The sequence below is a fragment of the Streptomyces sp. NPDC030814 genome (assembly GCF_055572155.1).
The window spans coordinates 1-14,718 of the sequence record NZ_JBVIDX010000046.1 but is presented as its reverse complement, the minus strand read 5'-3'; the positions used below and the strand labels follow the sequence as shown (position 1 = coordinate 14,718).

The 14,718-nt window shown below is 69.8% G+C and carries 13 protein-coding genes; all 13 read left to right on the top strand.

Features of this window, described 5'->3' with window-relative positions; translation table 11 throughout:
• The first annotated feature begins 69 nt into the window (after window positions 1-69).
• Entirely contained in the window at window positions 70-717 is a 648-nt protein-coding gene (locus ACZ43N_RS41655; RefSeq protein WP_468104930.1) for a vitamin K epoxide reductase family protein, read from the top strand.
• Between the two features lie 48 nt (window positions 718-765).
• A complete protein-coding gene (locus tag ACZ43N_RS41650) occupies window positions 766-2,121 on the top strand; it encodes a replication-associated recombination protein A (protein WP_468104928.1) in 1,356 nt (451 codons plus the stop codon).
• A 304-nt stretch (window positions 2,122-2,425) separates the two neighbouring features.
• A complete protein-coding gene (gene rpsD, locus ACZ43N_RS41645; RefSeq protein WP_055537226.1) occupies window positions 2,426-3,040 on the top strand; it encodes a 30S ribosomal protein S4 in 615 nt (204 codons plus the stop codon).
• A 189-nt stretch (window positions 3,041-3,229) separates the two neighbouring features.
• On the top strand, window positions 3,230-3,676 hold the full coding sequence (locus ACZ43N_RS41640) for a DUF948 domain-containing protein (protein WP_468104926.1): 447 nt from the start codon (window positions 3,230-3,232) through the stop codon (window positions 3,674-3,676).
• A 7-nt stretch (window positions 3,677-3,683) separates the two neighbouring features.
• Window positions 3,684-4,058, top strand: coding sequence for a hypothetical protein (locus ACZ43N_RS41635; protein ID WP_055516771.1), 375 nt, complete (start codon window positions 3,684-3,686; stop codon window positions 4,056-4,058).
• A complete protein-coding gene (gene alaS / locus ACZ43N_RS41630; protein ID WP_468104924.1) occupies window positions 4,058-6,730 on the top strand; it encodes an alanine--tRNA ligase in 2,673 nt (890 codons plus the stop codon). The genes ACZ43N_RS41635 and alaS overlap by 1 nt, the downstream gene beginning before the upstream one ends.
• Before the next feature lie 73 nt (window positions 6,731-6,803).
• Window positions 6,804-7,268, top strand: coding sequence for a Holliday junction resolvase RuvX (gene ruvX / locus ACZ43N_RS41625; RefSeq protein WP_468104974.1), 465 nt, complete (start codon window positions 6,804-6,806; stop codon window positions 7,266-7,268).
• Window positions 7,269-7,392: 124 nt separating this feature from the next.
• Window positions 7,393-9,183, top strand: coding sequence for an endolytic transglycosylase MltG (gene mltG / locus ACZ43N_RS41620; RefSeq protein WP_468104922.1), 1,791 nt, complete (start codon window positions 7,393-7,395; stop codon window positions 9,181-9,183).
• Entirely contained in the window at window positions 9,184-10,023 is an 840-nt protein-coding gene (locus tag ACZ43N_RS41615; RefSeq protein WP_468104920.1) for a shikimate dehydrogenase, read from the top strand.
• Between the two features lie 409 nt (window positions 10,024-10,432).
• Window positions 10,433-11,617, top strand: coding sequence for a chorismate synthase (aroC, locus tag ACZ43N_RS41610; RefSeq protein WP_468104919.1), 1,185 nt, complete (start codon window positions 10,433-10,435; stop codon window positions 11,615-11,617).
• Window positions 11,618-11,649: 32 nt separating this feature from the next.
• Entirely contained in the window at window positions 11,650-12,132 is a 483-nt protein-coding gene (locus ACZ43N_RS41605; protein WP_468104973.1) for a shikimate kinase, read from the top strand.
• Window positions 12,129-13,220: a 3-dehydroquinate synthase gene (aroB, locus tag ACZ43N_RS41600; protein ID WP_468104917.1), complete on the top strand. Its 1,092-nt coding sequence runs from the start codon at window positions 12,129-12,131 to the stop codon at window positions 13,218-13,220. The genes ACZ43N_RS41605 and aroB overlap by 4 nt, the downstream gene beginning before the upstream one ends.
• 178 nt (window positions 13,221-13,398) lie before the next feature.
• Complete coding sequence (locus ACZ43N_RS41595) at window positions 13,399-14,358, top strand: AAA family ATPase (protein WP_468104915.1); 960 nt, start codon at window positions 13,399-13,401, stop codon at window positions 14,356-14,358.
• The last annotated feature ends 360 nt before the right edge of the window (window positions 14,359-14,718 follow it).

The window sequence follows — 14,718 nt, the reverse complement described above, 5'->3', positions numbered from 1 at the left end:
GGACGCGCGAGGGTGTACGACACAATGACCGTGCCCCAAAGGCCCCTCGGAAGCTACGGATACGACGTGATGAGCAAGACGACAGTCAGGGACGTCTCCATGGAACCGGACCACGACGGCCCCCCGCGCACGGTGGGCGCCAGTCGTGCCTTCGCGGTCCTGCTGGTGCTCACCGGCGCGGCCGGGCTGCTCGCGGCCTGGGTCATCACGATCGACAAGTTCAAGATCCTGGAAGCCAAGGTCGCCGGCGAGACCTTCACGCCCGGTTGCAGCCTGAACCCGATCGTCTCCTGCGGCAGCGTCATGGAGAGCAAGCAGGCCTCCGTCTTCGGCTTCCCCAACCCGATGCTCGGTCTCGTCGCCTACGGCATCGTCATCTGCGTCGGCATGAGCCTGCTCGCCCGCGCCCGCTTCCCCCGCTGGTACTGGTTGACCTTCAACGGCGGGACCTTCTTCGGCGTCGCCTTCTGCACCTGGCTGCAGTTCCAGTCCCTGTACCGGATCAACGCGCTGTGCCTGTGGTGCTCGCTGGCCTGGGTCGCGACGATCATCATGTTCTGGTACGTGACCTCGTTCAACGTCCGCAACGACTTCCTGCCCGCCCCCGGCTGGCTGAAGCGGTTCCTCGCCGAGTTCACCTGGGTACTGCCGGTCACCCACGTCGGCGTCATCGGCATGCTGATCCTGACCCGCTGGGGCGCCAACCTCTGGGCCTGACCCGGTCGCGGCCGGGAGTGTCGGACCTCTGACGTAGGCTCCGGAAGTGTGGAGCCCGATCTGTTCACCGCCGCCGCCGAAGAACGTCAGGAGAAGGACCCGGCCGCCAGCCCCCTGGCCGTGCGGATGCGTCCGCGCACCCTCGACGAGGTCGTGGGCCAGCAGCATCTGCTGAAGCCCGGCTCGCCCCTGCGCAGACTGGTGGGAGAGTCCGGAGGCGGACCCGCCGGCCCCTCCTCGGTGATCCTCTGGGGCCCGCCCGGCACAGGGAAGACGACCCTCGCCTACGTCGTCTCCAAGGCCACCAACAAGCGTTTCGTGGAACTCTCCGCGATCACCGCCGGCGTCAAGGAGGTCCGCGCGGTCATCGACGGCGCCCGCCGCGCCGCCGGCGGCTTCGGCAAGGAGACCGTCCTCTTCCTCGACGAGATCCACCGCTTCAGCAAGGCCCAGCAGGACTCCCTGCTCCCGGCCGTCGAGAACCGCTGGGTCACCCTGATCGCGGCGACCACGGAGAACCCGTACTTCTCGGTGATCTCCCCCCTGCTGTCCCGCTCCCTGCTCCTCACCCTCGAACCGCTCACCGACGACGACGTGCGGGGCCTCCTCAGGCGCGCCCTCAGCGACGAGCGCGGCCTCAAGGGCGCCGTCACGCTCCCCGAGGACACCGAGGCCCACCTCCTGCGGATCGCCGGCGGTGACGCCCGGCGCGCACTGACCGCCCTGGAGGCCGCGGCCGGGGCCGCCCTCGACAAGGGCGAGCAGGAGATCGGCCTGACGACCCTGGAGGAGACCGTCGACCGGGCCGCCGTCAAGTACGACCGTGACGGCGACCAGCACTACGACGTCGCCAGTGCCCTCATCAAGTCCATCCGCGGTTCCGACGTCGACGCCGCGCTGCACTACCTGGCCCGCATGATCGAGGCCGGCGAGGACCCCCGGTTCATCGCCCGCCGGCTGATGATCTCCGCCAGCGAGGACATCGGCCTCGCCGACCCGAACGCGCTGCCCATGGCCGTCGCCGCCGCCCAGGCCGTCGCCATGATCGGCTTCCCGGAGGCGGCGCTCACCCTCAGCCACGTCACCATCGCCCTGGCCCTCGCCCCCAAGTCGAACGCGGCGACCACCGCGATCGGCGCCGCCATGGAGGACGTACGCAAGGGGCTGGCCGGGCCGGTGCCACCGCATCTGCGGGACGGCCACTACAAGGGCGCGGCCAAGCTCGGCCACGCCCAGGGGTATGTGTACCCGCACGACCTGCCCGAGGGGATCGCCGCGCAGCAGTACGCGCCGGACGCCCTGAAGGACCGCGAGTACTACACCCCGACCCGCCACGGGGCCGAGGCCCGGTACGCCGACGCCGTGGAGTGGACCAGGAAGCACCTCGGTCGGAAGCAGTCCTGAACCCCCTGTAGACTCCTCTGTAGTGCTGCGTCCCGTGTCCGGCTCCGGTCGGCGCCTCAGGCGGGACGGCCAGCCGGATCCTCGGATCCAGGAGCGTCGCGCACCGTCGTAGGTGTCGCGGGCAGCCCACCACCACCCGTAAGTCCCGGGACCGGTCGGTGGGCCGTTCGTGTGCTGCACGTAAGTGCCCAGACCAGGGGAGCGGCTGCCCGGCATGTCCCTCACGGGATCTGACGGGATTCCCCGGCTGCGGATGCGACCTCCCGTAACCCTGAGGCAGCCGAACACAGGAAAAGGAAAAACAGTGGCGAACCAGTCCCGCCCCAAGGTCAAGAAGTCGCGTGCCCTCGGCATCGCGCTGACCCCGAAGGCCGTCAAGTACTTCGAGGCCCGTCCCTACCCGCCGGGCGAGCACGGCCGCGGCCGCAAGCAGAACTCGGACTACAAGGTCCGTCTGCTGGAGAAGCAGCGTCTGCGCGCGCAGTACGACGTGTCCGAGCGCCAGCTCGTCCGCGCCTACGAGCGTGCCTCCAAGGTCCAGGGCAAGACCGGTGAGGCCCTGATCATCGAGCTCGAGCGCCGTCTCGACGCGCTGGTCCTGCGTTCGGGCATCGCCCGCACGATCTACCAGGCCCGCCAGATGGTCGTCCACGGCCACATCGAGGTCAACGGTCAGAAGGTCGACAAGCCGTCCTTCCGCGTCAAGCCGGACGACGTCGTCATGGTCCGTGAGCGCAGCCGTCAGAAGCCGCTGTTCGAGATCGCCCGCGAGGGTGGCTTCGCCGCGGACGGTGAGACCCCGCGCTACCTCCAGGTGAACCTCAAGGCCCTGGCGTTCCGCCTGGACCGCGAGCCCAACCGCAAGGAAGTCCCGGTCATCTGCGACGAGCAGCTCGTCGTCGAGTACTACGCCCGTTGATCCTTCGACGGACGTAGTACGGACCACGCGTCAGCCCGTCGTCCTCCCGCCTCTTCCGGCGGGCGGGACGGCGGGCTCTCGCCTTGTGCGGTGGGCATTAATGCGGTTCGGAGTGACGGTCGCGGCGCGATAGGCTCGGGACACGACTTCTCGATGTTCAGGCATGTCTCAGGGAGCGGGTGGCACACAGTGTCCGGTGGAGAGGTGGCCGGGATCCTGGTGGCCGTCTTCTGGGCGATCCTGGTCTCCTTCCTCGCCGTCGCGCTGGCGAGGCTGGCCCAGACGCTCAAGGCGACCACCAAACTCGTCGCGGACGTGACCGACCAGGCCGTCCCCCTCCTCGCCGACGCCTCCACCGCCGTCCGCTCCGCGCAGACCCAGATCGACCGGGTCGACGCCATCGCGTCCGACGTCCAGGAGGTCACGTCGAACGCCTCCGCGCTCTCCACGACCGTCGCTTCCACCTTCGGCGGCCCCCTCGTCAAGGTCGCCGCCTTCGGCTACGGCGTGCGCCGGGCCATCGGCGGCCGCCGCGAGGGCGAGGCGCCCAGGGACCCGCGGCGTACGGTGATCGTGGGTCGCACGGTCCCCGGAGCGCGCCGGAGCAAGCGCAGCACCCGTGGAAAGAAGGACTGACCGAGCGATGTTCCGCCGTACGTTCTGGTTCACCACAGGTGTCGCCGCCGGAGTGTGGGCGACCACCAAGGTCAACCGCAAGCTGAAGCAGCTCACCCCCGAACACCTCGCCACCCAGGCGGCGAACAAGGCGATCGAGGCGGGCCACAAGCTCAAGGACCGGGCGGTCGGCTTCGCGCTCGACGTCCGCGACAACATGGCCCAGCGGGAGGCCGAACTGGGCGAGGCCCTCGGCATCGAGGCCAACCCCGATCACCTTCCGGAGCTCCCGGCCCCCCGGCGCGTCGTCGCCATCGAGAACAGCAACACCCCGAAGTACAGCAGGAATCCGAGGTACGTCGACAACTCGTCGTACCCGTACAACCGGAATGAGGACCACTGATGGAGTCGGCCGAGATTCGTCGCCGCTGGTTGAGCTTCTTCGAGGAGCGCGGTCACACCGTTGTCCCTTCGGCGTCGCTCATCGCGGACGACCCGACTCTGCTCCTGGTCAACGCGGGCATGGTCCCCTTCAAGCCGTACTTCCTCGGTGAGGTCAAGCCCTCCTTCGCCCGCGCCACCAGCGTGCAGAAGTGCGTCCGAACGCCGGACATCGAAGAGGTCGGCAAGACCACCCGGCACGGCACGTTCTTCCAGATGTGCGGCAACTTCTCCTTCGGCGACTACTTCAAGGAAGGCGCCATCAAGCACGCCTGGGAGCTGCTCACCAGCCCCCAGGACAAGGGCGGTTACGGCCTGGAGCCGGAGAAGCTCTGGATCACCGTCTACAAGGACGACGACGAGGCCGAGCGCATCTGGCACGAGCAGATCGGCGTGCCCAAGGAGCGCATCCAGCGTCTCGGAATGAAGGACAACTACTGGTCCATGGGCGTCCCCGGCCCCTGCGGCCCGTGCTCCGAGATCAACTACGACCGCGGCCCCGAGTTCGGAGTCGAGGGCGGCCCCGCCGTCAACGACGAGCGGTACGTGGAGATCTGGAACCTGGTCTTCATGCAGTACGAGCGCGGCGAGGGCACCTCGAAGGAGGACTTCGAGATCCTCGGCGAGCTGCCCAGCAAGAACATCGACACGGGCCTCGGCCTTGAGCGCCTCGCCATGATTCTGCAGGGCGTGCAGAACATGTACGAGATCGACACCTCCATGGCCGTCATCAACAAGGCCACCGAGCTGACCGGTGTCCGCTACGGCGACGCCAAGGACTCCGACGTCTCCCTGCGCGTGGTCACCGACCACATCCGCACCGCCGTGATGCTCATCGGTGACGGCGTCACCCCCGGCAACGAGGGCCGTGGCTACGTCCTGCGCCGCATCATGCGCCGCGCCATCCGCAACATGCGCCTCCTCGGCGCCACCGGCCCCGTCGTACAGGACCTGATCGACGTCGTCATCGGCATGATGGGCCAGCAGTACCCCGAACTGATCACCGACCGCGAGCGGATCGAGAAGGTCGCCCTCGCCGAGGAGGCCGCCTTCCTCAAGACGCTGAAGGCCGGCACCAACATCCTCGACACCGCAGTCACCGAGACCAAGGCCGCCGGCGGCAAGGTCCTCGCCGGTGACAAGGCGTTCCTGCTCCACGACACCTGGGGCTTCCCGATCGACCTCACCCTGGAGATGGCCGCCGAGCAGGGCCTGACCGTGGACGAGGACGGCTTCCGCCGCCTGATGAAGGAGCAGCGGGAGCGCGCCAAGGCTGACGCCAAGGCCAAGAAGACCGGCCACGCCGACCTCGGCGCCTACCGCGAGATCGCCGACAACTCCGGCGAGACCGACTTCATCGGCTACGACAGCACCGAGGGCGAGTCGACGGTCGTCGGCATCCTGGTGGACGGTGTCTCCTCGCCCGCCGCCACCGAGGGCGACGAGGTCGAGATCGTCCTCGACCGCACCCCGTTCTACGCCGAGGGCGGCGGCCAGATCGGCGACACCGGACGCATCAGGACCGACTCCGGTGCCGTCATCGAGGTCCGCGACTGCCAGAAGCCGGTGCCGGGCGTCTACGTCCACAAGGGCGTCGTCCAGGTCGGCGAGGTGACCGTCGGCGCCAAGGCCCAGGCCACGATCGACGTCCTGCGTCGCAAGGCCATCGCCCGTGCCCACTCCGCCACGCACCTCACCCACCAGGCCCTGCGGGACGCCCTCGGCCCGACGGCCGCCCAGGCCGGTTCCGAGAACCAGCCCGGCCGCTTCCGCTTCGACTTCGGCTCCCCGTCCGCCGTTCCGACGGCCGTGATGTCCGACGTCGAGCAGCAGATCAACGAGGTGCTCGCCCGCGACCTGGACGTCCACGCCGAGATCATGGGCATCGACGAGGCCAAGAAGCAGGGCGCGATCGCCGAGTTCGGCGAGAAGTACGGCGACCGTGTCCGTGTCGTGACCATCGGTGACTTCTCCAAGGAGCTGTGCGGCGGCACGCACGTCCACAACACCGCCCAGCTGGGCCTGGTGAAGCTCCTCGGCGAGTCCTCGATCGGCTCCGGTGTGCGCCGTATCGAGGCCCTCGTCGGTGTGGACGCCTACAACTTCCTCGCCCGTGAGCACACGGTCGTCGCCCAGCTCCAGGAGCTGGTCAAGGGCCGTCCGGAAGAGCTCCCGGAGAAGGTCTCCGCCATGCTCGGCAAGCTGAAGGACGCCGAGAAGGAGATCGAGAAGTTCCGCGCCGAGAAGGTGCTGCAGGCCGCCGCCGGTCTCGCCGAATCCGCCAAGGACGTTCGCGGCGTTGCCTTGGTGACCGGTCAGGTGCCGGACGGCACGACCGCCGACGACCTCCGCAAGCTGGTGCTCGACGTGCGCGGACGCATCCAGGGCGGCCGGGCCGCGGTGGTTGCTCTGTTCACGACGGCCAACGGTAAGCCGCTGACGGTCATCGCCACCAACGAGGCCGCCCGCGAGCGGGGTCTGAAGGCCGGCGACCTGGTCCGCACCGCCGCCAAGACCCTCGGCGGCGGTGGCGGCGGCAAGCCGGACGTCGCCCAGGGTGGCGGCCAGAACCCGGCCGCCATCGGTGAGGCCGTGGACGCGGTCGAGCGCCTGGTCGCCGAGACGGCCAAGTGAGCACGGTCGGATCGACGGATCGAGTGAGCCGGTGAACACCGCCGATCACAGGAGCGAAGACGACGGCCCGGTCATGCGCCGCGGCCGTCGCCTCGCCATCGACGTCGGCGACGCCCGTATCGGGGTCGCCTCGTGCGACCCCGACGGGATCCTCGCCACCCCGGTGGAGACGGTCCCCGGGCGTGATGTCCCGGCGGCGCAGCGCCGGTTGAGGCAACTCGTCGACGAGTACGAACCGATCGAGGTCGTCGTCGGTCTCCCTCGTTCCCTCAAAGGGGGCGAGGGGCCGGCCGCGGTCAAGGTCCGGGGGTTCGCCCAGGAGTTGGCGCGCATGATCGCGCCCATTCCGGTCAGACTCGTCGACGAGAGGATGACCACAGTGACAGCCGGCCAAGGCCTCCGTGCTTCGGGGGTGAAGTCGAAAAAGGGCAGGTCGGTCATTGACCAGGCAGCGGCGGTGATCATCCTGCAACAAGCGCTGGAATCCGAACGGGTGTCAGGTAAAGCTCCCGGCGAAGGCGTCGAAGTGGCCCACTGATCGCGATACGGTAACGTTCCGCGCGATGCGGGAGCCTTCGAACAGCCTCCGCACAGAAAGAGGCGGGGACGAAAGCCGAGCCACAAGCCCCGCGTGACCGCCGCCTCGCGGCTCTAGGGGATCGATGACTGAGTATGGCCGGGGCCAAGGCTCCGAACCGTGGCATCCGGACGACCCGTTGTACGGGGACGGCGGATGGGGCGGGCAGCAGGCCCAGGTGGGCCAGCACGCCCCCTACGGCGGCCAGCCCCAGCAGCACTACCCGGAGCAGCAGTACCAGCAGTACGCCGACGGCAACAACGGCAACGGTGGTTGGGGCAACGGCCAGCAGGACGCCTACGCCCAGCAGCAGTACCAGCAGGAGTACGGCGACCCGGGGCAGCAGTACCCCGGCCAGCACCAGCAGCCGTACCCCGGGGATGGTCAGCAGCAGTACGGCCAGGCCGACGGGGGCTGGGCGAACGGCTCGCACCACCAGGCGCAAGGTCCCTACACCCCCGACCCCTCCGATCCGTACGGGCAGCAGCAGGCGGCGGCCTACGGCGGCGGTCAGCAGGACTTCTACGGCACGCCGGACGCGTATCCGCCGCCGGAGCCGCCGGCACGTCGCTCTGCGGAGCCGGCACCCGCGCCGGTGCCACCTGCTTCGCCCGAGCCCGAGCGCGAGGAGCAGCAGGCCGCCGAGCGCACCGACTGGGACCCCGGACCGGACCAGGGCGAGCACGCGTTCTTCGCGGGCGGCGCGGATGACGATGACGACGAAGCCGAGGAGCGTGGCGGCCGGGGTGACCGGAAGGGCCGCGGAGGCAAGTCGGGGAAGCCAGGCAAAGGCGGCAAGAAGCGCCGCAGCGGCTGCGCCTGCCTGGTCGTCGTCATGGTCTTCGGCGGCGGTTTCGCCGGCGTCAGCTATTTCGGCTATCAGTTCTATCAAAGCCGTTTCGGTGAGGCTCCCGATTACGAGGGATCCGGCACGGACGAGACCGTCACGATCACGGTCGCCAAAGGTGAGTTCGGGTCAGTCATCGGGCAGAAGTTGAAGGCGGCCGGGGTCATCAAGAGTGTGGACGCCTTCACCGCTGCGTTGGCGCAAGATCCAAAAGCGCAGATTCAGGCGGGTGTTTATCTCCTCAGGAAGGAGATGTCTGCCAAGAGCGCCATCGCCTTGATGCTCGACCCGAAGAGCCAGAACAACTTCACCGTCATCGAAGGTGCGCGGAATAATTCCGTCTACGCCAAGATCGACCTGGAGTTGGGGCTCAAGAAGGGCACGACCGCCGACGTGGCCGAGAAGGAATGGTCGAAACTCGGCCTTCCCGACTGGGCGAACGACGACAAGGACATCAAGGATCCGCTGGAAGGTTTCCTTTACCCCTCCACCTATCCGGTATCCAAGGGGATGAAGCCCAAGGATGTCCTGAAGGAAATGGTCGATCTCGCCAAGGCGAAGTACGAGCAGTTCGATCTGGAGGACAAGGCCAAGGATCTGAAGCTCGAGAGCCCGCTTCAAGTACTCACCGTGGCGAGTCTCGTCCAGGCCGAAGGCAACAACAAGAAGGACTACAAGAAAATCGCGCGGGTCGTGTACAACCGACTTGAGCCGACCAACCAGGAGACGTTCGGTCTCCTCGACTTCGACTCGACCGTGAATTACCTGCGTGGTGAATCCAAGCTGGCGACGGGTTCAGTGGACTCGCTCCGACAGATCGACGACCCCTATAACACGTACAAGATCAAGGGTCTGCCGCCTGGGCCGATTGGAAACCCCGGTGACGAAGCGATCGAGGGAGCTCTCAAGCCTGCCAAGGGCGACTGGTACTACTTCGTGTCGATCAGCAAGGACGAGACGCTGTTCGCCGTGACCAACGAAGAGCACAACCGGAACCGCAGGAAGTACCAGGAAGCGCAGAACGGATAAATGAGCCGCACCGCCAGCAAGCGCCGGGCCGCCGTGCTCGGTTCGCCGATCGCTCACTCGCTCTCTCCCGTGCTGCACCGGGCCGCCTACGCCGAACTCGGGCTCACCGACTGGACGTACGACCGGTTCGAGGTCGACGAGGAGGCGCTGCCCGCGTTCGTCGAGAAGCTCGGACCGGAGTGGGCGGGGCTGTCGCTGACCATGCCGCTGAAGCGGGCCGTCATGCCACTGCTGGACGAGATCAGTGAGACGGCGATGTCGGTGGAGGCGGTCAACACGCTGGTGTTCGCCGAGGACGGGCGGCGGGTCGGTGACAACACCGACATCCCCGGGATGGTCGCGGCCCTGCGGGAGCGCGGCATCGAGCAGGTCGAGTCCGCCGCGATCCTCGGCGCCGGGGCCACCGCGTCCTCCGCGCTGGCCGCGCTGGCGCGGATCTGCACCGGCGAGGTCGTGGCGTACGTACGGAGCGACGCCCGGGCCGCCGAGATGCGGCAGTGGGGGGAGCGGCTGGACGTCGAGGTGCGGACGGCGGACTGGGCGGACGCAGAGCAGGGGCTGAGCGCTCCGCTGGTCATCGCCACCACGCCGGCGGGTGCCACGGACGTGCTGTCGGGGGCCGTTCCGGAGCGGCCGACGACGCTGTTCGATGTGCTGTACCACCCCTGGCCCACGGAGTTGGCTGCTCGGTGGTCCGCGTACGGCGGTGCCGTGGTCAGCGGGCTCGATCTACTGGTCCACCAGGCCGTTTTGCAGGTCGAGCAGATGACCGGCTGCAAGGCGGCCCCCGTGGGCGCGATGCGGCAGGCAGGGGAGCGGGCCCTCGCCGAACGGGGATGACGGCCTCGGCGGCTCGGCGCGGGCCGCACGGGGGTCCGCTCACCGGCGTGTGATGATCCTGCGAACGGCTCTGGGCCCTGGAACACCCGGGGCGATCATCGAGGGGGCCCGCAGTGCGACGCCTCGATTCCGACCCGACGCCGCCCACACCCGTGGACCTCGGTGACCGACTGCTCCTCACCGCCGCCGCGGCGAGCCCGCCCCGAGGGATCGACGGGCGACGGGCGGGCGTCCGCGTTCTGCCCCGCCGCGTCCGCCTGATGGACCTGCGACCGGGTTGGGCGCCCGGACGTGGGAGGATCGGAGGTGGCGGGCCGGGGCCGCGCACCCGGTCGCCGTCGCCGTACGCGAGGACGCGCGTACACGCAGGCAGGACGCAGTACCAGGGCGCGAGCACTGAGGAGCACCGTTGAGCAGGTTGCGCTGGCTGACCGCGGGGGAGTCCCACGGTCCCGCACTTGTCGCGACGCTGGAGGGCCTTCCCGCCGGCGTGCCGATCACCACGGAGATGGTGGCGGACCACCTGGCCCGTCGGCGCCTCGGTTATGGACGCGGTGCGCGGATGAAGTTCGAGCGCGACGAGATCACGTTCATCGGCGGTGTGCGGCACGGACTGACCATGGGCTCGCCGGTGGCGATCATGGTCGGCAACACCGAGTGGCCCAAGTGGGAGCAGGTCATGTCGGCCGACCCGGTCGACCCCGAGATCCTCGCCGGCCTCGCCCGCAACGCCCCGCTGACCCGCCCCCGCCCCGGCCACGCCGACCTCGCCGGCATGCAGAAGTACGGCTTCGACGAGGCCCGGCCGATCCTGGAGCGCGCCTCCGCCCGTGAGACCGCCGCCCGGGTGGCCCTCGGCGCCGTTGCCCGGTCGTACCTGAAGGAGACGGCCGGCATCGAGATCGTCAGCCACGTCGTCGAGCTGGCCGCCGCGAAGGCCCCCTACGGCGTGTACCCGACCCCCGCCGACGTCGAGAAGCTGGACGCCGACCCGGTGCGCTGCCTGGACGCGGACGCCTCGAAGGCGATGGTCGCCGAGATCGACCAGGCCCACAAGGACGGCGACACGCTCGGCGGCGTCGTCGAGGTGCTGGCCTACGACGTGCCGGTGGGCCTCGGCTCGCACGTGCACTGGGACCGCCGCCTCGACGCCCGGCTCGCCGCCGCGCTGATGGGCATCCAGGCGATCAAGGGCGTCGAGGTCGGCGACGGCTTCGACCTGGCGCGGGTGCCGGGCTCGAAGGCGCACGACGAGATCCTCGCCACCGACCAGGGCATCAAGCGGGCGACCGGCCGCTCCGGCGGCACCGAGGGAGGGCTCACCACGGGCGAGCTGCTGCGGGTGCGTGCTGCCATGAAGCCCATCGCGACCGTGCCGCGCGCGCTGCAGACCGTGGACGTCACCACCGGTGAGGCCGCGCAGGCCCACCACCAGCGCTCCGACGTGTGCGCGGTGCCGGCCGCCGGCATCGTCGCCGAGGCCATGGTCGCGCTGGTCCTGGCCGACGCGGTGGCCGAGAAGTTCGGCGGCGACAGCGTCACCGAGACCCGCCGCAATGTCCGCTCGTACCTCGACAACCTCGCGATCCGGTGAGCCCGGTGCCTCTGGTCGTTCTCGTCGGCCCCATGGGGGTCGGCAAGTCCACCGTCGGACAGCTGCTCGCCGAGCGGCTCGGCGTCGCCTACCGCGACACCGACGACGACATCGTGGCCGCGCAGGGCCGCACGATCGCCGAGATCTTCGTCGACGAGGGCGAGCCCGCCTTCCGCGCCATCGAGAAGCAGGCCGTGCACACGGCGCTCGCCACGCACGACGGGATCCTCGCCCTCGGCGGCGGCGCGATCCTCGACCAGGACACCCGCGCCCTGCTCGCCGGACAGCGCGTCGTCTACCTCTCGATGGACGTCGAGGAGGCGGTCAAGCGCACCGGCCTCAACACCGCCAGGCCGCTGCTGGCCGTCAACCCCCGCAAGCAGTGGCGGGAACTGATGGAGGCCCGCCGCCACCTGTACGAGGAGATCGCCACGGCAGTCGTGCCCACGGACGGCCGCACGCCCGAAGAAGTCACCCAAGCGGCCCTGAACGCCCTGGAGTTGAAGGAAGCATGAGCGAGACAGTGACCCGGATCCAGGTCGGCGGCACGGCGGGCACCGAGCCGTACGAGGTCCTGGTCGGCCGCCAACTCCTCGGCGAGCTGGGCGGGTTGATCGGCGACAAGGTCAAGCGGGTCGCGGTGATCCACCCCGAGGCGCTGGACGAGACCGCCGAGGCCCTGCGTGCCGACCTGGCCGAGCAGGGCTACGAGGCCGTGGCCATCCAGGTGCCCAACGCGGAGGAGGCGAAGACCGCCGAGGTCGCCGCGTACTGCTGGAAGGCGCTCGGCCAGTCCGGGTTCACTCGCACCGACGTCATCGTGGGCGTCGGCGGCGGCGCCACCACGGACCTCGCGGGATTCGTGGCGGCGACCTGGCTGCGCGGCGTCCGCTGGATCGCCATCCCCACCACCGTCCTCGCCATGGTGGACGCGGCGGTCGGCGGCAAGACCGGCATCAACACCGCCGAGGGCAAGAACCTCGTGGGTTCCTTCCACCCGCCCGCCGGAGTGCTCTGCGACCTCGCCGCGCTCGACTCGCTGCCGGTCAACGACTACGTGTCCGGGCTCGCCGAGATCATCAAGGCCGGCTTCATCGCCGATCCGGTGATCCTCGACCTCATCGAGGCCGACCCGCGGGCCGCCCGCACACCCGCCGGACCGCACACCGCCGAGCTCATCGAACGGTCCATCCGGGTCAAGGCCGAGGTCGTCTCCGGCGACCTCAAGGAGTCCGGCCGCCGCGAGATCCTCAACTACGGACACACCCTCGCCCACGCCATCGAGAAGAACGAGCGCTACCAGTGGCGCCACGGCGCGGCCGTGTCCGTCGGTATGCACTTCGCCGCCGAACTGGGCCGTCTGGCGGGCCGGTTGGACGACGCGACCGCCGACCGGCACCGCACGGTCCTGGAGTCCGTGGGACTGCCGCTGCACTACCGCTACGACCAGTGGCCCAAGCTGCTGGAGACCATGAAGGTCGACAAGAAGTCCCGCGGCGACCTGCTGCGCTTCATCGTCCTCGACGGCCTGGCCAAGCCCACCGTCCTGGAGGGACCCGACCCCGCGGTGCTCCTCGCGGCGTACGGCGAAGTGGGCCAGTAACGACCGTTCGGGCCGTGCTTGCCCGATTCGCCTTGTGGTCATGGCCACTTGGGCACTCCGGGACGCCCCCGGCCGTTCACCAAACGGCGGCCGGGGGCGGTACCGTTCGGTGAGGGCGGGGGTCCCAGAGCCCCGCCTGCCAGTGTCGATGTGACTGTACGAGACGGAGTGGCACCGGATGCAGCACGCAGTGGGAGCTCCGCTGCCGCCGCCCCACCGGCCGGGGCAGGACCCGGCGACCCCCTGGTCGCCCGCCGCGAACCACCAGGGACACCCTGCCGCACCGCACCCAGGAGCACCGGGCACCAACCCCGCGGGACACCCCGTCCCCCCGGCCCCGCACCCCGGCCACGCGCCGACCAGCCCGCCCGCGCCCATGGCGCCCCCCGCGCCGCCTGCGCCGCCGGGAACAGCGCCCCCGCCTGCACCGGGCTTCGCGGGCGGCCCCGGGCATCCGCCCGCCTCGCCCCCGCAGAGCACCGGCATGCCCCGGGATGCCACCGGACACGTGCAACTGCCGCCGGGCGGCCCCGTCACCATGCCGAGCGCGCCGCCCGCCACCGGCGCGCCGGACGTCACGACCACCACGCTCGCCGTCCTCCTCATCGGCCCCGCGGGCGCGGGCAAGACGAGCGTCGCCAAGTACTGGGCGGACCACCGCCGGGTGCCCACCGCGCACATCAGCCTCGACGACGTACGCGAATGGGTCCGCTCCGGCTTCGCCGACCCGCAGTCCGGGTGGAACGACAATTCCGAGGCGCAGTACCGTCTCGCCCGCCGCACGTGCGGCTTCGCGGCCCGCAACTTCCTGGCCAACGGCATCTCCTGCATCCTGGACGACGCCGTCTTCCCCGACCGCCCCGTCGTCGGCCTCGGCGGCTGGAAACGCCACGTCGGCCCCGGGCTCCTCCCCGTCGTCCTCCTCCCGGGCCTGGAGATCGTCCTGGAGCGCAACGCGGAGCGCACGGGCAACCGCCGCCTCACCGACGAAGAGGTCGCCCGCATCCACGGCCGTATGGCCGGCTGGTACGGCTCCGGCCTCCCCATCATCGACAACTCCCAACTGGACGTCCCCGCCACAGCCCGAGTCCTGGACGAGGTCCTGGCCAGGTCCATAGCCAGCCCCCCGAAGTGGTAACGAGAACACTCCAAGAGCTGTGACCAGGCGACCAGCAATACAGCCCTGCCAACCGCCGCCCGGCCCAAGCAGACCTTCAGGGGGCGCGGGGAACGGCACGACCAGCCCCCACCCACCCGCACCCCCACACAACCTCCCCGCCCCTTCGCGTTGTCGGGCTTGCGGAGCGGCCGACCGCCGATCAGCCCTGGCAGACCTTTCGGGGGCGTGGGGAACGGCGCGACGAGCTCCCACCCACCTGCACCCGATACGCAACCTTTCCCATCCCCTTCGCGTTGTCGGGCTTGCGGAGCGGCCGACCGCCGATCAGCCCTGGCAGACCTTTCGGGGGCGTGGGGAACGGCGCGACGAGCTCCCACC